At 36.3% G+C, this 21,959-nt stretch carries 22 protein-coding genes and 2 pseudogenes; 1 reads left to right on the top strand and 23 read right to left on the bottom strand.

Annotation, left to right across the window (positions count from 1 at the left end):
* The 17 genes and pseudogenes from NLG07_RS07825 to NLG07_RS07745 all read right to left on the bottom strand — a co-directional run bounded on the left by NLG07_RS07825 (position 1) and on the right by NLG07_RS07745 (position 14,180).
* Complete coding sequence (locus NLG07_RS07825) at positions 1 to 498, bottom strand: DapH/DapD/GlmU-related protein (RefSeq protein WP_254854913.1); 498 nt, start codon at positions 496 to 498, stop codon at positions 1 to 3.
* On the bottom strand, positions 498 to 1,706 hold the full coding sequence (locus NLG07_RS07820) for a hypothetical protein (protein WP_254854912.1): 1,209 nt from the start codon (positions 1,704 to 1,706) through the stop codon (positions 498 to 500). Before NLG07_RS07820 ends, NLG07_RS07825 begins: the two co-directional genes overlap by 1 nt.
* A complete protein-coding gene (locus NLG07_RS07815) occupies positions 1,690 to 2,907 on the bottom strand; it encodes an O-antigen ligase family protein (protein WP_254854911.1) in 1,218 nt (405 codons plus the stop codon). Before NLG07_RS07815 ends, NLG07_RS07820 begins: the two co-directional genes overlap by 17 nt.
* Positions 2,908 to 2,915: 8 nt before the next feature.
* Positions 2,916 to 4,067, bottom strand: a complete 1,152-nt coding sequence (locus tag NLG07_RS07810) for a hypothetical protein (RefSeq protein ID WP_254854910.1) — start codon at positions 4,065 to 4,067, stop codon at positions 2,916 to 2,918.
* On the bottom strand, positions 4,064 to 5,347 hold the full coding sequence (locus NLG07_RS07805; protein WP_254854909.1) for a hypothetical protein: 1,284 nt from the start codon (positions 5,345 to 5,347) through the stop codon (positions 4,064 to 4,066). Before NLG07_RS07805 ends, NLG07_RS07810 begins: the two co-directional genes overlap by 4 nt.
* A gap of 380 nt (positions 5,348 to 5,727) precedes the next feature.
* On the bottom strand, positions 5,728 to 5,997 hold the full coding sequence (locus tag NLG07_RS07800; protein WP_254856837.1) for an N-acetylneuraminate synthase family protein: 270 nt from the start codon (positions 5,995 to 5,997) through the stop codon (positions 5,728 to 5,730).
* 16 nt (positions 5,998 to 6,013) lie between these two features.
* On the bottom strand, positions 6,014 to 6,130 hold the full coding sequence (locus tag NLG07_RS07795) for an N-acetylneuraminate synthase family protein (protein ID WP_254854908.1): 117 nt from the start codon (positions 6,128 to 6,130) through the stop codon (positions 6,014 to 6,016).
* A gap of 434 nt (positions 6,131 to 6,564) precedes the next feature.
* A complete protein-coding gene (locus NLG07_RS07790; protein ID WP_254854907.1) occupies positions 6,565 to 6,771 on the bottom strand; it encodes a hypothetical protein in 207 nt (68 codons plus the stop codon).
* 164 nt (positions 6,772 to 6,935) lie between these two features.
* Positions 6,936 to 7,022, bottom strand: a pseudogene (locus tag NLG07_RS07785) (integrase core domain-containing protein); the annotation flags it as partial.
* Between the two features lie 360 nt (positions 7,023 to 7,382).
* A pseudogene (gene pseI, locus NLG07_RS07780) lies at positions 7,383 to 8,318 on the bottom strand (pseudaminic acid synthase).
* A gap of 463 nt (positions 8,319 to 8,781) precedes the next feature.
* On the bottom strand, positions 8,782 to 9,483 hold the full coding sequence (locus tag NLG07_RS07775; protein WP_254854906.1) for a glycosyltransferase family 2 protein: 702 nt from the start codon (positions 9,481 to 9,483) through the stop codon (positions 8,782 to 8,784).
* On the bottom strand, positions 9,465 to 10,547 hold the full coding sequence (locus NLG07_RS07770; RefSeq protein WP_254854905.1) for an N-acetylneuraminate synthase family protein: 1,083 nt from the start codon (positions 10,545 to 10,547) through the stop codon (positions 9,465 to 9,467). Before NLG07_RS07770 ends, NLG07_RS07775 begins: the two co-directional genes overlap by 19 nt.
* A complete protein-coding gene (locus NLG07_RS07765) occupies positions 10,537 to 11,409 on the bottom strand; it encodes a sugar nucleotide-binding protein (protein WP_254854904.1) in 873 nt (290 codons plus the stop codon). Before NLG07_RS07765 ends, NLG07_RS07770 begins: the two co-directional genes overlap by 11 nt.
* A complete protein-coding gene (gene pseF, locus NLG07_RS07760) occupies positions 11,402 to 12,091 on the bottom strand; it encodes a pseudaminic acid cytidylyltransferase (RefSeq protein ID WP_254854903.1) in 690 nt (229 codons plus the stop codon). Before pseF ends, NLG07_RS07765 begins: the two co-directional genes overlap by 8 nt.
* 2 nt (positions 12,092 to 12,093) lie before the next feature.
* On the bottom strand, positions 12,094 to 13,104 hold the full coding sequence (gene pseB / locus NLG07_RS07755) for a UDP-N-acetylglucosamine 4,6-dehydratase (inverting) (RefSeq protein ID WP_254854902.1): 1,011 nt from the start codon (positions 13,102 to 13,104) through the stop codon (positions 12,094 to 12,096).
* Between the two features lie 504 nt (positions 13,105 to 13,608).
* The gene (locus tag NLG07_RS07750) at positions 13,609 to 13,932 is read right to left on the bottom strand and encodes a type II toxin-antitoxin system PemK/MazF family toxin (RefSeq protein WP_254854901.1); all 324 of its coding nucleotides are present in this window, start codon (positions 13,930 to 13,932) and stop codon (positions 13,609 to 13,611) included.
* The gene (locus NLG07_RS07745; protein ID WP_254854900.1) at positions 13,926 to 14,180 is read right to left on the bottom strand and encodes a hypothetical protein; all 255 of its coding nucleotides are present in this window, start codon (positions 14,178 to 14,180) and stop codon (positions 13,926 to 13,928) included. The genes NLG07_RS07750 and NLG07_RS07745 overlap by 7 nt, the downstream gene beginning before the upstream one ends.
* Before the next feature lie 165 nt (positions 14,181 to 14,345).
* On the opposite strand from NLG07_RS07745, the gene NLG07_RS07740 reads away from it, so the two are divergent.
* Entirely contained in the window at positions 14,346 to 15,221 is an 876-nt protein-coding gene (locus tag NLG07_RS07740) for a tyrosine-type recombinase/integrase (RefSeq protein ID WP_254854899.1), read from the top strand.
* A gap of 3 nt (positions 15,222 to 15,224) precedes the next feature.
* Here the strand turns inward: NLG07_RS07740 and NLG07_RS07735 are convergent, their stop codons facing one another.
* The 6 genes from NLG07_RS07735 to rmuC form a co-directional block, all read right to left on the bottom strand.
* Positions 15,225 to 15,557, bottom strand: a complete 333-nt coding sequence (locus NLG07_RS07735) for a MarR family EPS-associated transcriptional regulator (protein WP_254854898.1) — start codon at positions 15,555 to 15,557, stop codon at positions 15,225 to 15,227.
* 298 nt (positions 15,558 to 15,855) lie between these two features.
* The gene (locus NLG07_RS07730) at positions 15,856 to 18,132 is read right to left on the bottom strand and encodes a polysaccharide biosynthesis tyrosine autokinase (protein ID WP_254854897.1); all 2,277 of its coding nucleotides are present in this window, start codon (positions 18,130 to 18,132) and stop codon (positions 15,856 to 15,858) included.
* A gap of 34 nt (positions 18,133 to 18,166) precedes the next feature.
* Complete coding sequence (locus tag NLG07_RS07725; protein ID WP_254854896.1) at positions 18,167 to 18,601, bottom strand: low molecular weight protein-tyrosine-phosphatase; 435 nt, start codon at positions 18,599 to 18,601, stop codon at positions 18,167 to 18,169.
* Positions 18,602 to 18,609: 8 nt separating this feature from the next.
* Positions 18,610 to 19,710 carry a polysaccharide export protein gene (locus NLG07_RS07720; RefSeq protein WP_254854895.1) on the bottom strand — a complete coding sequence of 367 codons (1,101 nt, stop codon included), beginning with the start codon at positions 19,708 to 19,710 and terminating at the stop codon, positions 18,610 to 18,612.
* 73 nt (positions 19,711 to 19,783) lie between these two features.
* Positions 19,784 to 20,086, bottom strand: a complete 303-nt coding sequence (locus tag NLG07_RS07715; RefSeq protein WP_254854894.1) for a TM2 domain-containing protein — start codon at positions 20,084 to 20,086, stop codon at positions 19,784 to 19,786.
* 360 nt (positions 20,087 to 20,446) lie between these two features.
* A complete protein-coding gene (gene rmuC, locus NLG07_RS07710; RefSeq protein WP_254854893.1) occupies positions 20,447 to 21,940 on the bottom strand; it encodes a DNA recombination protein RmuC in 1,494 nt (497 codons plus the stop codon).
* Between the last annotated feature and the right edge of the window lie 19 nt (positions 21,941 to 21,959).

Genomic DNA, 21,959 nt, shown 5'->3' with positions numbered 1-21,959 from the left:
TCAACCAATTTTTTTTGCAGGACAACCTGCAAACACAGAATTAGGTGGAATGTTCTTTGTAACAACACTATTTGCACCAACCACAGAATTATTCCCAATTACCACACCAGGATTGATAAAAACATTAGCTCCTATCCAGCAATTATCACCAATTAAAACATCCATTTCAATATAGCTAATATGTTGTCGTTGACTAACTATATCTTGTGGATTTCTACTAGAAGTGTATATTCTTACATTATGGCTAATAGAAACATTAGAACCAATAACAACTTTGCAACCTTGAACTGATTGTATCACAGTCCTATTCCCACAGTAGCCAGGTCCATTTATTTTAATTACACCACCGCCATAAAGTTCTATATCACGTCCAGAAAATATAAAGGTTTTTGAGATATCATATTTATCATAGTAAAAATAATATTGCGAATATCTATCAAGATACTTTATAATAGAAAAAAACTTTTTAACTAACATAATTAATTTTGAAAGCAACATTAGCAATCCTTTGAAACACAATATTTAAATATAAAGAACCTAGAAGCAAGAAGCAAGAAAGAAGAAGAAGTGAAAACAACTACAATTTCAAAAATATCAGCACCGGATTCCATATAAAAGGACATTACAAATGTAAACAGCAGCACTAAAAAAGGCGGTAAAGAAATATATCGACAATCACTCAACGCATAAATGATGTAATGAAACACAAGAGATAGGCTAATTATAAACTGAGTAGCAATCAAACAAAATCCCAAAATTAAAAAATGTTCATAATCAGTGTAGAGATAAATTACCAAAAAATTAACTAGCACTAATATCAGTACAAAAAAAATCACTAAAAAAAACAATGACTCCTTTAAAAAAGAATGAAAGTTTAATTTATTATTTATAAGATTAGGCAAACGCAATGGAATGAATATAGTTAGATACAAAGTAGGAATTATGCTTGCTAAAGAGCTAAAAAATGAAATAATACCTAAATCAAAATCACTTAAAAAATTAGATGCTAAGATTCTATCTTGAAACTCTACAACCTTAAAACCTATTGAGCCTGGAAAGAAAACAAGACAACCATAAAAAATATTTTTTTTATACCTATTAATTCCACGAATCCTTGGTATTAATATTGTGATACCAAACTTTTTAACAAAAAAAACAATGGAAAATAATAAAACCAATCCATTACTTGCCGTCCACAAATATATTAACAGTGATAAAGATACATCACCACTATAAAAACTAAAAATCAATAATAAGAGGGGATAAAAAACAGAACGAGCAAAAATCAATAGTGCGGACATCAATTGCTCATCAACAAAATTAAGTACCCTTGATACTTCCTGTACAAAATGTTCAGAGATAAGTATAAAAATAATAAAAAATTCTAAAGTACCAATATAATAAAAAGTAATTATCAATAAAATTATATAAACGAAATAATAAAGTGAAAATTGAGTACGTAATAAATATTTTACTTTTTCAATCCCAGAAGCAAAAACTCTAGCAACTTCTTTATTAAAAAAATTATATACATCAAAACCAATTACAAAAACACCAATTGAGAGAAACACAATATATAAGTTATATTGACCAAATTCCTCAACACTCAGTCTTTTAGCTATGTAAAAAAATAAAAAAAACCTTGAAATTATTATCCCAGCTCTAGTAAGAGCAAGTGCCAAAGCTAAACTATTTAATTGTAACATTCTTATTTAAAAATTCTTTAGAAGACAAGTACGATAAAACTAATAAAACATCAAAAAGAAATATATTAGAACCTTGAACAAATTGATATGTTATATATGATAGATAAATAGAAAAATATAATGGAGGACATCCAAAATTCATAGAATTACGAATAGATTTGAAAATTAAAAAAACAACAATCAAATATAAAAGCAAGCCAATTACACCATGCTGAATTAAAAGATCTAAAAATAAATTATGACTAATTATTCTTTGACCAATCTCATTATACATGTAGTTAACTGATTCAACATAACCTATGCCGAATAATTTTTGTAAAAGAGAGACCTCTAGCCAATGATTAATATTTACGAAAGCAAATAACAATCTGCCAGAACCAATTGTTTGCCAACCGATTTCAGAGTTATCAGTATATTGATCAGCAATTCTCTTTGAAAAAACAACATCAGACTGATTAATATATTCAAACATAAAAAATACGAATATAAATATGATTATTGTAAATAATTTATTTTTAAATCCAAAATCCTTAAATTTCAATTTATATACAATGTATAAATTAGAAAGAACACAAACCAAATAACCAGTTCGAACATAAGTTTTATAAACAAAAAATATAGAAATAAAGAAAAGAATAATAAATAAAATCCTATAAAAATAATCCCCTCGCAGATTAAAGAATGAAAATAAAAGAATAGATGAAGATACAGCTAGTAAAACGGATGCTGTGTGTGTTGTTTGAAATGGCCCCAAAAAAGCGTAAGAATTAAGTCCAAAGGTTTCTAAATCAAACCTTGTACCATAGGATTCTAAAATCCCGAAATAATATGGAATACAAACTATTACAATTGATATTGCAACACATAGAATTATTTTATCTTGTATATTTCTATTTAACTTAATATTTTGAAGCAATACAATTAAAAAAGGAATAAAAATGAAGTAAACTGCACTCTTTGTTTGTTCAAAATAATCAATGTTATCTGCATATACTATAAAACAAAAAAGTGTTAGTAAAAATGCAATAATTGATATTTTATCAATTATTATTGATTTCTTTAAAAAAAGTACAGACACACCTAAATAAAGTAATGCTAATTTCCATAAGATTGCAAACTTAAAAGGGCCTAGATAAAAAGGTTCTAACACAACCAGCATTGAAAGTGATAAAATAATTAGAACATATTTTAATTTATGCATTATTATAACTACAATTCAAATAGCTTTTTTGAAAAAGAATCCCAAGAATACTGATGTTTAACAAGTTCATATGCATTATTTGATATAAAAATTCTTTCTTCAGAAGTAATAGATAATATTCTATTGGCTATATCAGAAAACATTAAATTACTTATATCAACATAATGAAAACCTGGCTCTACATTTAAACCATTAACTACTTCTTTATTTGCGAATACAAGCATTTTTTTCGAAAAGGCTTCTAATATTTTATTTTTTACACCGGCACCAGTTACCTGGTAGCAAACATAATTATTATAACTTGGTAAGAAACTGTAAATGTTTTCAACCACACCATGCACAGTTAATTCAATTGTCTTTTCAAAATAATGGCTATTGATACCAAATATTATAAATTTTGCATCACAATCTATCTTTCTTATGAATTTAATAATTGACATATTATTTTTATATGCCTCAATATTTGGAACATATGAAAAATTTCCATGAAGGTATATGTCATTATTTTTTTTATAATTTTCAAACTCATTTGGAATAATTACACCATTTGTGCATGTAAATACTTTTTTTTCACTAACTGGATTATCAATTTTATATATTAAACTATCATAATCAGAAACAAACAGAACTTTGTCAAAAAATTTATATTTTACCTCGCTTCTTTTTTTAAAAAATCTATATTGAAGCCAATAATAAATATTTTTAGGAAAAGTGTTATTTTTAATTGCTCTCTTAAAATATACTGATTTATTATCAATAGCGAAAAAAATTGATTTACTTAGAATCGGTAAAAAACCGAACTTAATGATATCGTCATATATAGATATGGTGCTTGAACCTATAAAAAAGATCCTATCATAATCGAACCAAATATTTTTTAAACATTGAAATATATCACTATTTATATTTTTTTTCTGATAATCTTCAGCACACCACCCATTAAGGAGTGATGAAATTTTTGAGCTTTTTCTTTTGGATTTGTTTATTTTACAATTGTATGTTTTTTTTATATAACTAGGTGCGTTTGAATTATATGGTGAAAGTAAATCCACATTGATATACTTCCGTGGTTTTATATTGTGTAAAATTTTCGTTATACCATTTTTGTTTTCTGGTCCAGAATCTGAGTTTATTATAAATAAAATATTTAAATATTTCATATCGATAACATCACTTTAGCAATTTCATCAGCAGTGTCTTTACCACTTTTGGGGATATATTCACATCTATATTTATCATAGCCAGTAAAATCATTCAAAAATTTGTTAATTTTTTTTACTGAACACAATAAATCAAATAAATCATCTATAAAATATATATTTTTTCCTGGTAAATCAAAAAATTGCTTATATACGTTTTTAGAACATGTATTTTCGTACATATTAAAATATAATGGGAACAAGTTTATTATTGGCATGTAATTTAAAACGTATAAGGCTGATAAAGATGAATTTACGTTAATTACTGCATCATACATAGTACATGTCTGCTCTAAAGAGACATTATCACATGTTATATTTATCCTTTCAGAGTCGAATATCTCTATTAATTTTTGAACGGTTGAAATTTCACTTCCCGGATGCATCCTGATATTGACTGATACATAATCAAATTTCAATAAAATAATAAATATATTTTTATAAAATTCGAACTTTGAAATGTCATCAAAATTTTTATTTTCACAAGTATCAATAAAAAGTAGATTTATATTTTCTTTTAATCTATTTATGGACTTCTTTTTTAGCTCTTGATTGTAAGAAATATTTCCAACTATATATTGTTTTCTTATTGAATATAGTTCTTTTTCATATTTATTTTTCAATAAAGCGACATCACCGGATACTATCTTCTGCTCTTCCGAGGCAACATTACTTCCCCAGCTATATATAAATGATCTTCCTCCAAATATCTTTAATTGATGATTAAGAATATGTCCAATTTGACTACCTGAAAATAAATTCAATAATTTACACTCACTGTTTAAATTTAAGGATCTTATCTTATAGTAGTGTTTTAAAAAAATTAAGGAATACATCGCCCTTATTTTATTTTCAAACGATCCCTCTACAACTAATAGATAAATTAATAACGTATAATCTCTTAAATATTCATAGATTAATTCTTTCTTCACTGACAATCTAGTAATATTAAACATTGAATCATCAATTATATAATATTCTTTAAAAAAAGAGTGGTTACAAAATATTTCGAACTCATTACTCAGTTTTTTTTTATTCCCAATGTATATTATATTATTCTTGTCAACTAATATTTTATTCGAAAATATCACTAGAATAGGCGAAATCAAACTTTTGCAAAAAAGCTTCAAGATTTCCATTTTTTTTATTTTTAAATTTTTTACAGTTTTATTTAAAAGATTTGGATGCGCTGAATGTTCTGTAGCTTTATACAAATGCTTATAATCTTTTATTTTATTCATTTAACAATACCATTATAGGAAATTTTTTTAAATCACTAAAATTTAACATTACATATGTTTAAATATTAATTACGAATTGGATAAACACTTTATAGAATTTTATTTTATTATTAAAATATAATTGATTTTTTCGATTTATATTTTATGGAGTATTTTTCAGTATCACATTAATCTATTTTTTATATCTTCTACCGCTTTTTACGAATAAGTTTTTCAAAGGATTTTGGTTTCATACTAAAGCAAGGGCTAATACTTTTTAAATTTTTTGAATTGAATAACTCACTATTTTTATTTCTTTAACATCATATAGTGATCTTTTTAATTTTGAACTATCTTTTTCTTCTTCTGTTGTTTTTAAAATTTACATTAAAAAGTGATTTCTAAGCAATATTTGCATCCTTGCATAACTCTTTTAATTCTAAAGGTTCAAGCGAAAATCTTTCATCAGCACCACCACCATTACTACACATTGTTACATGCTTATCAATTAAACAAGAAGCAAGAGCAACAGATGACAGAGCTGTCGAGTTATCAATGGTGTGGTCTGATAAACCTGTAATGACTTCAAAACGCTTTGCAATATCTGGAATCGTTCTAGGATTGTAATTGTCTGCAGGTACTGGATCATCACTGAAGCAATGAAGCGCGATTAGTTCCTGGCAATCATTATCTTTTTACTGTTTTAATAGCTTCACTAATCTCTTCTTGATTCGCCATTCCCGTTGAAATAATCATTGGATTACCTGTTTGAGTTACACGTTTAATAAGAGGTAAGTCAATCATTTTAAAGGAAGCAATCTTTTAAGCCGGAGCATCGAGTTTTCCTAAAAGTTCTACCGCAGTAAAATCAAAAGAGAACTAAAGATAGTAATACCTAATTCTTGAGCTTTTGAAATAAAGGTTTATTCCATTCCCATGGAATTTGAGCATCTTTATATAACTGATAGAAGGGCTTCCTATCCCACATAACGCCACGAATTTGAAACACTTCAGAGTAACAAACCATAGTTATAGTTTCATGAGTATAGGTTTGTAACCTTTTATTTCCAAACGCCCTTGGTGACTATAATTAAATATTGGGGAACTTTAAACTTTGTAAGCTCTTGATGTTCAACCAACAAAACTTGTACATCAGCTACCTTTGCTGCGATATTAAATTCTACAAGTTCAATATGTTTCAATTTTTCAGGAAGATTTTCTATATTTGGTTCTACTGCCTAAACACAACCGCTATACATTTCTACAATCTTTTGAGTGATTACTATTGCTGAACTTTCCCTTAGATCATCAATGTCAGGTTCAAATGCTAGACGATAGCAAGCTACCACCACTTCTTTTGATGTTTTATCTGGGTTATCTTGAAATAAGTCGCTAATTGCAATTTTAACTTTGTTGATAACCCAATCAGGTTTAGCATCATTCACTTTTCTTGCCGTAAGAATAATTCAAGCTTCTTTAGGAGTGAGATTTAGATTTTTAACCACCTAAAAATCTAAGTAATTGATTACAAGTGTGTTTTAAAAACTGGTAATTAAAGTTGTCAGAGCGTAAACATAACCTCAAGTCTACTACTCAGTTCATTAATTTACTCGAGAGTTGAGAAAAAATGTTGGTCCAGTACTTCGGTTCTATAGAACCGATTAAACCTCTCAATGAACGTATTTTGATTCGGTTTACCCAGCTTATGTCTACGGATTCAACATCATTTGATTTAAACAAATCTATGAATAGCTGAAAGGTCATTTCCGAGACATTATACATGAGAATCATTTTGGAGCCCTAGTTCGCATTCAAGATTCTCGAATATCCTTACAACACAACTTGCTGACAATGACACATCTATAACAATATTGATTTTGAAATCACAAGTCTCTGAATACAGGGCATCTTTCATAAAGTTGAATGAACAGCTATTGTTCGGTTAATTTTGTCTTCTTGATACGTTCCTCTAATATTTATAATGTTGCAGAAACCTCTAATTATTACTTTTGTTTTTTAAGGTAAGTTTACAACTAAACATATAATCAATACTTTTTTACTCAAAATGACTGATTTTTAATGGTGTTCCATAATTAAGGTCATTTTTTGCTTTTTTCCCAATTACATCATTAATATACTTTGATAATATCCCTTTACTTGGTCTTATTGAACGAACATTTTCTGGTGTAAATATTTGACCTTGCTTAATATCCTTGGCAATGTATAGTGATAGTCTGTGTATTTTCGTCTGTAATTCCACTTCTGTACTGTTAAAATTTGGATTACCTATAGACTCAAAAGCCATATTACAGTTAGTGACTAGTGACTTTAATTCCTCTCTTTCTAGTGAAAAATCCGAAACTGGACCACCATCAGCACGTGCTAATGTAAAGTGTTTTTCAATGACACATGCGCCTAGTGCTACTGCTGCTACCGATACACCAATGTCCATAGTATGATCTGAAAGATCTACTTCAACACCATATGCATCTCGCATTACAGCCATAGTTGAGATGTTTGCCTGCGATGCAGGTGTTGGGTAACCACTAGTCCAATGAAGAAGCACGATATCTTTAGCTCCTGCTGCTTTAGCTGCTGCTATCGCTTCTTCAATTTCGGCTAAATTCGCATTACCCGTTGACATGATCATCGGCTTACCTGTTTCCGCTACCTTTCGAATCAATGGTAAGTCGATCAACTCAAACGACGCGATCTCATATGCAGGTGCATTCAAAGTTTCTAGGAAATCGACAGCTGTATGGTCATATGGAGTACTAAAGATGGTAAATCCAAGCTTTTCGGCCTCATCAAACAATGTCTTATGCCATTCCCATGGCAGATGAGCTCCATTGTATAACTCATAAAATTTCTGCCCATCCTATAATCCACCTTTGCTTTGAAAATCTTCGCTATCGCAATCAATGGTAATAGTATCATGAGTGTACGTTTGCAATTTTATAGCATCTGCTCCAGCGAGCTTTGCTTCTTCCATAATTTTTAAATCTCGCTCGATATCCCCATTATGATCGGCTGATAACTCTTCGATAATATATGAAGAATAATTGGGACCAATTTTTCTTTCGTCTATTTCTATACACTTTTTCATGGTCTTTTATTTTATTGGAGTTCTAATGAATTCAGTTTTAGAAACTCTTTTGAGGCTAAACTTTTCAAAGGACTTTCATGACGCGACATAGCTTACTATCACAGTCGCATGAATAACACTACAAAAATGAATAACATCAAACAATGACAAAGCTAAAAAGTCTTGCTCTTTTCCATATTGTTCAGGCTTGTAATAAATATTTATTACAAGCCTGTTTTTCTTCAAAGATAATCCTTTCTTTCATCTCTCTAAGTAAATAGTCTACTAATGCAGAATAGAAAATTAACTTTAATGGTGATAAATTCAATACCTAATTGCGGCGACATTCAGAAATTGACTTTTTATCATTTTAAATCGAATTCTGTCGCTCTGTCTTTTTAAAATTTTTTGTTATGAAACTGATAGATTTATACAAACTTTTGATTAATCTAAGCTCAACTTTCAAGCCATTACCAAATCTTGCCTCACCTTTACGGTTTCTTATAATCACAGGTGAACAGCAATAGTGGGCTTCTTTATTTAGCATTCTTACTGATAATTCTGAACCGATGGAGTCAAAGGATTCAAAAAAACCAATTTCTCTGTATGCATCTACGGCGTATGCTTTCAAACCACACAAAGGGTCTTTTATACCTAATAAACGTTCAAAAACCTTACCATATAGCCATTCACCTAAACGAGCGTATTCACCTCTATCACCAATAACCATTTTCGGCTTCTGCTGCTCTAAACATTCTATAATTTTTTTTACAGAAGACGGATGGTGTTGCCCATCAGCATCCATTGTAAGTACATAGTCAAAATCTCTAGTGGTTACATAATTGAATCCTTGCTCAATCGCTCCAGAGTAACCATAATTACGGGTTAAATTTATAACTTTTGCCCCTGTTGCAGTTGCGATATCACTTGTATCGTCTGTTGAACAATCGTTTACTACAATCACTTCAAAATTATGGCCGATGAGCTCTTCTTTAAGCTCATCAATTACGCATTTGATTGTTTGCGATTCATTATATGCCGGGATTACAATAGCTACTTGAGTTGATTCCACTTCAAATATCCGCCTTTATCTATGGAGGAAGTTAATTGTTTTCCTATAACTTTTTGCAAATTATATGGTTCAATCCCATCCTTCGGACACGGCCTTAAACACTCTAAATCACTTTCTAAAATTGTGTGACCTATTGGTAAGCTTTCTTTAACCCTAACACTTCTTCTCTGAACAACAACAGTTTCTTCTTCGTTATGTTCAACCTTCTTAACCCCATCACCTAAGGCAAACTTTAATTCCTGAGAGCGCTCAACCATTTCTCTCCATGATGTAGGGTTCATCGCAAACTTATGATCAGGACCTTCATTAGAATTATTATCGGTGAAGTGTTTTTCAATAACATTTGCACCTAACGTGATTGCGCCAAGTACTGTTGAGTGACCTGGTGTATGATCACTTAAGCCCAATACAACATCAGGATACATAGTACGTAACGTTTTAATAACGTTTAAATTGATGTATTTAAAATTTTCTAAAGATGCAGTATAGTTTGTATTACACTGCATCAAAACTATATCGCTTGTAAGATTCAAGGCTTTATTAACCGCAGCATCAACTTCATCCATTGTCGATGCGCCACAAGCTAATAAAAGTGGTTTGTTTTTAGAGCCCATCTTTTCGATTATTTGCGGCCAAGTAATGTCTCCAGAGCCTATTTTATATGCCGGTACATAAGGGTCAACAAAGTCAACAAGGTCTAAAGAATAAGGACTGGTGAAAAATTCAACGCCGGCATCTTTACATGTACTTACTAATGCTTCAGTCCAATCTAGATTAATAGATGCACTTTTATAAACTTCAAATACGGATTTTTTCCAACCAGACTGATGACCTTGCCTTGTGCCTAATTGCTCAAACCCCTCACGACTCACAATTGTTTCGGCTTTGAAATGCTGAAATTTTGCCGCATGAGCACCAGCTTCTGCAGCCATATAGATTAATTCTTTAGCTTTCTCCAAGGAACCATTATGATTTGCACCAATATCAGCAATAAAATAAGGCTCACCTTCTCGTTCAATTAAATGCTGACCGATATTAAAACTTCTACTAAATTTATTTTTCACAATATTCTCCTGCAACAATTTCTATTTCACTCGTTAACAATGGTAGTTTACAATTAAATGTATTTTCAAATAATGTTACATCCATTCTCATATCCTTTGGCCTCGCAACCTTAAGATTACTATCATTAACAGAAACACTCTTGTAATTTATATTTTTAAGACCACAGCTAATTAAAAATCGAACCACAAAATTCTTTTTGCTTAACCCTTCTTTTGAACCTAAATTATAAATACCCGGAATCCAATTATTTATGATATGAAGAATATATTTAGATAAAGAAGATATCGATAATGGAGAAAAGTATACATCATCAAATAAATTAAGGTTTTCACCTTCTGTTGATTGTCGATACATAACATCGGTTAAACTTAATCGACCAGTCGTTTGACTCTTACCAAAAAAGTTTGTGCGAATGATTACCGCATTTGCTGTGCTAAATGATTTTTCCCCCATCAACTTGGTCAGTGCATACACATTTTTCGGACAAATTTCAATTTCAGTAGAATTATTGGCATCATAAAAATGGTCTGTAGAAACATGTAGAATCCTAGCATTGCTATTTTTACAGTAAGTATTGAGATTATCATTAAGTTCAACATGCATTTTATAAGCAACGTGCACATTGTACTCACAAAATTCGACACTTGTAATTGCCACTAAGTTAATGATCAAATCGGGCGACACTTTCATGAGAAGACTAAAAAGTGCCCCTTCATCAGTGACATCTAAATTATAATCTGCCTCTTGACTGTTTTTTGCGACTGTAACAACGTCAAAATTATTTACCTTCAGATAATTTGTTAAAGGCTTACCTAACAAACCACAACCACCTAAAATTAGGACTTTTTCAATATTATTCATAAAAGCAATGTTTGTATTTTATTTCTGCCATTTCCCAGTCATCCATTGTATCGATATCCTGTGCGCGTGCTGGGGGAATGACTATCGGAGTGATATTTCCGGCAATTAGCTTTTTCTCTTTCTGAGCATAACTCAATTTAAATATGTAAAATTGGCCCGCATCATGAAAAGTTGGCTCTAAATCCTGGCTTCGAACATCATAATATTCTGGATTAATAGACCTTAGATTCCCCGATTGATCCACGCAAAGAGCTCGCTGAATCGGATGACTATATTCTAAAATTGATACAGCACCATCGCTGTTATTTTTTATAACTAAATCAAACGCACCATCCAAAACCACATCTGTTACAAAAACAGCAGTAGGATATATACAACAAATATAATCAAATTCTGCGATATTAGTCGTCCGATTACAGACCTCATCGATCACATCGTATGTTGTTGCAAAATCATCAGAGTTTTTATCGCTTCTTAAAAATGGAGTTTCAGCACCATATTTATTAGCAACTTGCATAATCTCTTCTGAATCAGTTGATACGACTAATTTGCTGCAATACCTCGAAGATAATGCTGCATTAATAGGGTAACTAATTATTTCCTTCCCTAAAAAAGATTTGATATTTTTTTTAGGAATTCTTTTACTGCCACCTCTAGCAGGAATGATAAAGAGAACTTTCATTTTTAGCTCTCAAAAAAATTAGGGTCTACATGCTCTTTAATGAGTTCTCGTAAGCCCTCAACGGTTTCCCATTCAGTATTGGTACCTGAATTGTATTTAAAACCAAATGGTACTTTTTCTGCTTTATGGTGTGCAATATATTCAGCTTCTTGGTAAGTAAACGAGACTGAAGGTAAAATCGCGTAGTATTTACCAAGGTCAATAGTATTTAGTGAGTCCGTATCTGTGATCATTTCTTCATGTAGCTTTTCACCCGGTCTAATCCCAACCACTTTGGTTTCAACGCCTGGTGCAATTGCTTCAGCGATATCTAGGATTTTGTATGAAGGAATTTTAGGAACGAAAATCTCACCACCTAAGTGATTTTCAAGTGCATACATCACCATGTTTACACCATCCTGCAATGAAATATTAAAGCGAGTCATTTCTTCATGTGTAATAGGCAGTAAGTCTTCTTCTTTCTTTTTCATGAAAAAAGGAATGACAGAGCCTCGTGAGCCCATAACATTACCATATCGTACTACACTGAAGCGGATATCTTTTGAGCCTTTAATGTTGTTTGCAGCTGTAAATAGCTTATCTGAAACTAATTTAGTTGCGCCATATAAGTTAATTGGTGCACATGCTTTGTCAGTTGATAATGCTACCACATCTTGAACATTGCATTGTAATGCTGCTTGAATTACGTTTTCAGCTCCATCGATATTGGTCCGTATACACTCCGTAGGATTATATTCAGCAGTATCTACTTGTTTAATTGCCGCAGCATGAATAATAACATCAACACCTTCACATGCTTGAATCATACGGTTTTGATCTCGTACGTCACCAATGAAAAAACGAAGTTTTGAGTTGCCTATATATTGCTGTTTTAACTCAAACTGTTTTAATTCATCACGGGAATAAATACGAATCACTTTTACATCTGGGTAATTTGCTAAGATTGTTTTTATAAATTGCTTACCAAATGAGCCTGTTCCACCAGTGATCAAAACTGTTTTATTATTAAGCATTGGGATTTCCATTTAGGTTTTAATGTTAAGACATACTCAATTATTCTAGTTAACTGAGACGGAATTATTATTTTACATAACAAAAACAATGTTATTCTTTCGGCATGAAGTATATATTTCTTGATCATTAAATAAAAATATCAACATAAATCATAAATCATAAATCATAAATCATAAATCATAAATCATAAATCATAAATCATAAATCATAAATCATAAATCATAAATCATAAATCATAAATCATAAATCATAAATCATAAATTTTTAATATATTAAAAAATTTTGTCCACTTAAAAGTAAAATTTGTGGATAAACTTGATTTTTTAAAAGACGATAATGAACAGTATCGCGTCCTTATCGTCGATGGTGCGATAATTGACTACGGAGATGCGAAAAAAATGGCATCCTGATCATTTTACTTAATTGCATATTTTTACTGTGTTGTATGTGCGCCACAGTCATTTATTCGTGACTCCCATCAACAACCCTTTAAAACTCTTCGTCTACAGCTCAAACATTTCTTGAAGACATGAGCAGAGTTCTTTTTGAGTTTTAGAACTCACTGAACCGAGTTTTTTTACAAGTCTAGATTTATCAACAGCCCTTAATTGATCAAGAAGAATTAATCCATCCTTACTCTTGAAATTACATGCTACACGACATGGGAACTCAAATCCTTTGGTTGTCATAGGAGCCATTAACACGGTGGATAATCCAGACATTTCATCAGGCGAAACAACAACACATGGGCGGGTTTTGTTTAGTTCACGACCTTTAGTAGGATTGAGATCAACAAGCCAAACATCAAACCTTTTAACATTTACCATTCTAATTCACTATCCGAATCTAAAGGTAAATCTAGCCAGTCGTTATCTGATGATTCTGGCTCGTTAGAACTTAGGGATTGTTCTATCTGTTCTTTCCAACCATTTCTAGGTGTTGATTTAGGCGCTATCAATAAACCGCCACTTACAATTTGTAAGGTTAACTCTTTTCCATCAAGCTGAGCTTGCTCTATAAACGGTTTAGGAATTCTAATTCCGTGAGAGTTTCCAATTCGAACTAGATGTGTCATAAGGTTGTCCCTTGTATTGTACAAACTTATGAGTAATTATAATGTAATTACTTAACTTGAGCAAAAGTCTTTTGGAATTAAAAACCTATCATTCGTTCAGTATCCAAAAGACGCCAAATTCTCTAGCATCTAGGCTATCTTAGACACCAGCCCGACCGAAACCACATGAACTGCATTGACCAATTTATCCAGCGCATGGATGGCGCTTACAGTCCACATACCATACGCGCCTACGAACGCGATTTGCTGCATCTCAATGCCTATTGCCTCAGCAATGATTACCACATCAATCAATTGAGCGCAGAGCAGCTCATTGACTATCTAAACAATAGTTGTACCGAAGTCAAGACATCCACCATTCGTTCTCGCATCAGCTGCTACCAAATGTATCTTCAATACATTGGTCAACCAAACGTCACACAGGATCCAGATGTTCGATTATTTTTGCGCAAACGCACTCGTCAATTTGGTTCGCTGCAGGCGCAAGCTCGCCCATTACAAAAAGCAGACTTAGACAAAATGTTAAAGGCCTGCAATACCAGAACCGCTTTGGGGTTGCGTAATGCCCTATTACTCTTGCTTGGGTATCACTCAATGCGCCGCGGTTCAGAATTGTGCAGCTTGCAGTTTGAAGACATACGTTATCATTCAAATGGTAAACTGGCGATTTTACTGCGTCGTTCCAAAACCGACCAAGCTGGCGTCGGACACTGGATTGGTCTTCCAGGTAGCATCTGCCCATATATCCAACGCTGGCAAGATAAATACAAGCTATGCAGTGGCCCAATCTTGAGACCGGTAACTCGAGGGAACACGATACCGGATAAACCCTTACACAGTCCTAGCATCAATCCAATATTACGTGACATCCAGTATCAAGCTCGTATTAAAGGTAAGTCCTTTAGTAGTCATTCGTTTCGTGTGGGTGGCGCATTAGATTTACTGGAATCAGGCACACCCATCGAAAAGATCATGCTCAAAGGCGGCTGGAAAGCTACGTCCACAGTCATATTGTATTTAAGAGCGTGGGTGGATATTTGACGTTTAATCCACGTGCAATGTCTGCTTTAGCGCCTTTATCTCTGCTTTCAGTAGCTCATATTCTTGCATCTTTTGCTTTAAAAATTGTGCTGTGATTTCACCCTTCTCAGCCACGCCTTTTGGGGTCAAAAAATATGTGTAACCACGCTTATTGTCCGAGCGGACAAAATTATCGACTTTAACTAACCCTTTATCCACCAAAGCTTTGACACAGAAGTTCACGCTGCCCAAACTCACACCCAGTAGGCTCGCTAATTCACGTTGAGACGCCGTTGGATGCGCTTCAATAGCTTGTAACACACGTAAGCGTACCGTTTCGCGTTGGTTTGAGGACATAGTCAGTATTGGGTCAAATAAGTTAAAAATTTTGTGCCAGGCAGGCTACCGCAAGGAATATGTTGCCATATACCTTGAGTAGATAAGGGAATCAAGCAATATTATTGAAGCGATAGAACTTGTGGAAGGCGAGTGCATCCAAGCAACTATGTCACAATACTGCTATGACGATATTTTGAGATCCCTTATCAAAATAATTTATATGTTCATACTGCGAACATTAGCAAGTTCATTACATGAACACAATAAGAAATTTTCTTAGATTTCTTAATTTTTTGCCTTGAATAGGCAATGAATATTAGGCTTTCTTGTCTTTGCGTGAACGTTTCTTGCGCCCAGACGCTTGGTCATTATCATAATCGTACGTATAATAACCATAACCATAACCATAACCATAACCATAACCATAACCATACTTGCCTTTGGCTTGTTGCATGGCGTTAAAGACCACCCCATTAATGGGAATGCCTGCGCGGTCTAAGCGCGTGGCGGTCACTTCGATCTCTTTAATGGGGTTCACCCCATAACGACACACAACCAAATTGGTGCCGGTCAATTGACCAATGATGGTGGCGTCGGTCACCGCCATGATGGGTGGTGAATCAATCAGTACCAAGTCATAATCTTCAGACACCTTATCTAAGAAAGCCTGGAAACGTTGCGACATCAATAACTCGGAAGGGTTCGGTGGGAAGGTCCCTGACCCAATCACCGTCAAATTCTCAACCCCTGATGGGCTCTGAATGGTATCGTAGTCCACATCCCCTACCAGGTAATCGGACAACCCGTTGGTCTTTTCAAGGTTAAAGTAACGATAAATGGTCCCTTTACGCATATCGGCATCAATCACCACCACGCGCTTGCCTGCTTCCGCTAAGGTCACCGCTAAGTTCACTGAGATAAACGATTTACCAATACCCGGGCTAGGGCCCGTCACCATGATGCGGTTGTTGGCCGCCTCTACCATGGCAAAATGCAACGCGGTGCGCACCGAACGAATCGACTCAACCGCAATATCTGTGGGTTTTTCAATGGCCAACAAATTGGCCCGCGAATCGTCTTTGGCTTTGTTTTTCAAAAACAGTTTTTTGGTCATCAACTCGTCTTGAAATGGCGAGTATGGTACTGCTGCGAGCACTGGCAAGCCCAAATTCTCAATGTCTTGCGGGTTTTCAACCCCGCGCTTGATGAACGCACGGACCAACACGTATACCACGGCCAACATGCCGCCCAACATGGCCGCTAAGACCACAATCAGAGCACGCTTGGGCTTGACTGGCTGATAAAAATTCGCCATAGCCTCGTCAATGATGCGTACATTACCGATGGTACCGGCTTTTAAAATATTGAGCTCTTGGATGGAGTTAAGCAACTGTGTGTAAATCTGCGTGTTGACTTCTACATCACGACGTAACCGCAACAACTCTTGTTGGGTTTTGGGCAACTTTCGGATTTGTTGGTTGAAGCTGGCTTTGCGAGCTTGCAACTCGGCCATCTGGGAAACGTAGGCAATATAATTTGGATGAGTGGGCGTAAAGCGACGCTGAATTTCAATCTCTTGTAATTGCAGCTCTGAGATTTTCTCTTCTATGGCGACCATTTGCGTCAACAACGCTTCGGTCTCAGACAGAATATTGACCGACTCGGCACTGACCTGATAATCGTTCAAACGCGTTTCGGCGGCTGTCAATTCCGCTTCAATTTCAGGCAGACGATATTCTAAGAACTCCAAGCTTTTACTGGCTTCCGCTGCGTTCCTGTTGACGTTTTTGCGGACATAAGTTTCAGCAATCGCTTGTAGGACAGTTTCAGCGAACCCAGCGTCTTTGCTTTCATAAGCCAAAGTCAAAATACCCGATTGTTTGCCTTTTTCAGAGACTTGCAAGTTTTGCGTGATGGCGTTAATCATTTTGAGACGCGTGACACGTGTCAAACCAAATTCCGTATTAGGATGGGCTTCAAACTGCTGCACAAATACTGTGATGCCATTTTGCTGCGCTAATTGACCAATGGTACCGGTTAAAACGACCTGGTCGCCCAATATCAATTGATAACGCTCCTCCCCCAGGCGTTTTAACGTAAAGTCCACATCCAAGTATCCACGGGGCACGTCGAACTGAGTCACCTTAACAGACTCTCCCCCAGCCACATAACCTTCGAGGATGACCGGGGCTAGATTCCCCTCTCCACGCATGGAGTTGTAGTATTGATCAGAGAAAAACGGGACAATCTTTGGCGTGACCACAATATCCAATTGCAATCGGTCAACCACTTCACCGATGACCATTTTCGATTTGATGATCTCTACCTCTGTACTGGCCTCGCTTTCGGTCACGAACAAATTATCGAGTTCACTTAGCCCTGGCAACCCACCTTGCTTGGATTCCACTTGCAGCATCGCCTCAGCGCGGTAAATGGAAGGCTGCAGTTTGGCATACAAAATACCCAATATCGCAAAGCCCAATACCACAAAGATGATCACGTATTTGCGCGCCATCAGTTTGGCGAACAATTCCATCAAATCAATTTCATCATCGTGTTGTGAAGGTGTGTTGGGTGTGCTGGTTTGCTGCATAGGTGTAGATTCCATCTTTCTTGTTGAATGCCGACTAACGTAAATATTTCATCCATGACTCGACGGCTTGCGCAATCATATCATCGGCTAAGGTGTAGATTTCATAAGATTTTTTATACGGATCTGGAATGGCTTTATTGCCTATCCAGCATCCAAGTAATTTGGTTTTGCCGCGCGCTTCGGGGGCAATACGGGTCACCGCTTCAATGTGTTCTTGTTCCATCACCAGCACCAAATCAAATTGCCCCAGCATGGTCCGTGTCACTTGTTTGGCTTCATGGGTGGTAAGATCCAATCCCCGTTTTTGAGTAATTTCTTGCACGGTGGCATCCGCACCATGCCCTACCATCGCCCCAACCCCTGCGGAGTCGACGTGAATATGGTCAGGTAATTGGGCGCGCAACAAATGTTCAGCCGCGGGAGAGCGACAAATGTTGCCCGTACACAAAACAAGGATTCGACTAAACATACCCAAGATTAATTCTGGTTGATGTCATCCAGCGTTCGAATCGACGTGATGGATGGCAAAATATTCGAAATAAAGCGGTTCCAGCGCGTAATCGGCGCGGCGCTCACGTACACAATATCGCGTGGTTTCAACACAAACTCATCCGCCAACGCAAAGTTGTAAGCTTGATGCACGTCTACTTGATACACCAGAATATCGCTGGGCGATTGACCATCGCGGATCACAAACACCCCTCGCGCATCCGCACGCAGCTCGTTCAAGCCACCGGCTTGCGATAACACTTCGGTCAACGACATGGGTTGGCTAGACAAAGCCACCGATTGAGGACGCACGACTTCGCCCATCACAAAAATTTGACGCGGCGCACTGTCTTGTACATGCAAAACATCGTCGTCTTGCAACAAAACGTTGAACTGCTGTTGGCCATCATACAAGATGTCGTAGACTGGAATGTGGTATTGTTGATTGTCACGTGTCAAGGTCACTGCGTGCAAATTACCTTCTGAGCTGATCCCACCCGCAGTGTATAATGCGTCCAAGACGCGTTGCGGTACGTTATTAATCGGAAACACGCCTGGTTGAGTCACATCACCTGATACCAGATATTTTTGGCTTTTGTACGCCGCGACACGCACATCCACTTGAGGGTTTTCAATATAGGTTTGCAAGCGCTCGGTGATCATGCGGCGGACTTCGGTGACCGTTTTACCTAATACCGGTACGTTGCCCGCATAAGGATAGAAGATGGTCCCGTCTTCGTACACCACGTTGCCTTGTTCGTCTGAGGCACGAAATTGACCTAATGGACTGGTCAATTCAGGATGTTCCCACACCACGACCGTAATTACATCGCCAATACCGATGGTATAAGGGCTTTCGCTCACGTCAGTAAGGTCGGTTAAAGAAGCTGGGTCAAATGCCGAGGTGTTCATTTGCTCGAGTTCGGCAATGACACTTGGTGTGATGGGTTGTAACGTTACTCTCACACCGTTTTGTTCAAAATGAGTGCGAGCCTCTGCCACCTCCAAGTGGCTACCTGGGGTCAGTGTACACCCCATAACCAATGTCGCCATTAGGCTGGCGCACAGTGCAGTCGAAATTGGTTTCATACGTCGTCCGTTTACAAAATACTATAGAATTCTACCAGAACTAGGTTGGAGAATAAAATACTAAATCCATGATTTACCAACTTTTACTGCTGATTTTAACATGTTGCTCATCCAAGTAAAAACGCCCCTGACTGAGCATAGTGATGGCATCAATCACCGCCAAGATGAGTAATATAACTAAGCCTACCACCACAATACTCAGTTTGGTAGGGTTGCCAATCATAAACACCATCGCACCAAACACAATCAAAAAACCGAAACCGCTGAGGTATTGATGACGCATGAAACGATGCAATCCAAACATACCAAATACTACTGACACGATGGCAAATTTGATGCGCTGTGCCGTTTGATATTCCGCTTTATTTTGACTCATAAACGACCCGTACTAGGTAATAAAATTATATCTGGGGTTAGTGTTTCAAACGCAGTGTGTTGTGTATATAAGAAATTTTCTTAGTCACACAAAAAGAAGATTATAACGTATTGAAACTATTGAAAATTTTATTGAGAATTATGCAGGCTACCGCAAGGACGAGTCGTAATCGATACGCATCCTTGCTCAAATTGACCGCACAATTTGATCCGTTGATGGCGAATGCCATCCCCAGTACACTCCATGTATGTTCAATGAATGAAAACTAACAGTATTATTAACACGACTCAAATGAAAGTTTTGTGAATGAGGCATCTTACGACGAACATCGTAGTTCAGCGAGACTTACGCGAGTGGCGTCTAGTCTGATGTATCGAGCAAATCGGCTGCACTCCCTTTGACATTAGGCAACTCTAACCTCGCTTGATCCACCAAGTCCTCTGGTAACTCGCGCTGGACCGCAACACCCAATTCTTTAAATTCAGACGCCTGTTTGATGAGATTGCCCTTACCCGCACAGAGTTGATTGAAGGCTTTATCATAGGTATCTTTGGCGGTGTCAATTTGCCGGCCGACTTTTTGCATCGAATCCACAAAGCTCGCTAACTTGGCATAGAGCTTTTCAGCCCGACCAGCGAGCTCCAGTGCGTGTTTATTCTGATCTTCAAAACGCCACAGCTGGCGCACAATGTTCAATGATGTGAGCAATGTTGTGGGGGTCGCAATCAAAATATTGCGCTCCAATGCCCCTGCAAACAGCTGCTCATCGGCTTGGAGCGCTTCAACGTAGGCCGACTCAATGGGAATAAACATGATCACTACTTCCGGCGAATTCAGCCCCTCCAAGCGATAATAAGACTTATCAGCCAGCTCATTGAGTCGTGCTTTGACTGCCGCTACGTGTGCATTGAGTGCCTGCTGGCGCTCAATCTCATCTTCACTATTCACATAGGTTTGATAGGCATTAAACGAGGTTTTCGCATCAATCACCAAGTGCTTTTTATGCGGTAAATACACCACCACATCCGGGCGATATTTACCGTCTTCGCCATTTAACGCCACTTCGCGTTGATAGTCATGTCCTAGGCGCAATCCGGCTTTATCTAGCACGGATTCCAAAATCATCTCGCCCCAACCGCCCTGCATCTTTTTATTGCCCGAGAGCGCAGTGGATAAGCGGTCAGCTTGCTCGGTAATAGCCACATTCAATGACTGTAACTGTTTAAGCTCCGCTTTGAGCTCCGCGCGTTGTTTGGTCTCCTCACTGTGAACGGTATCCACGCGCTGTTTAAATTCGCCGAGCTCTTTTTGTACCGGAAACAATAGACTTTGAATGGATTCTTGATTGGCTTGTTTAAAAGTACGCGCGCGTTCGTCCAGTACCCGCTTCGACAACAGCTCAAATTCTTTGAGTAACGCCTCTTTATTATCATTGAGCATTTGAATCTGCTCTTTGACATTGGCTTCGCGCTCAGCTTGAGTGGCTTGCATGCTCGCCAGTTGTGTATTGGCATGATGCAGTTGTTGTTGGCTGTTGAGCAGTTGTTCTTGGGTGGCCTTGAGCGTGTCCTTGAGCTCTTCATTGCGATCGAGCAAATGCCCATTGTCGCTAATGACACTCGCAAGCTCAGCCTTGTGCTCTGATAAAGTCGTGTGGGCTGTTTCTAACTCCTCACTTAATTTTGTCTGTGCTTGCTGAATGTCTACAATTTGCTGCGCTTGGTGTTGGATGATGTGTTGCTGCTTATGCTGTTTTGCACGCATGATAAGCCATGTTAAAAACGCCGCACCTAGCGCAATACCCAGTCCTTGTAAGGGCAACTGATATTGCTCAACCCACACCATCCAATCCATATTGTTACCTCATATTATA

Source organism: Alteromonas sp. LMIT006 (assembly GCF_024300645.1).
In the GTDB taxonomy this organism is placed as follows: Bacteria; Pseudomonadota; Gammaproteobacteria; order Enterobacterales; family Alteromonadaceae; genus Opacimonas; species Opacimonas immobilis.
Note: the sequence above shows the minus strand (reverse complement) of the source record. Positions and strands in the feature narration are given on the sequence as shown.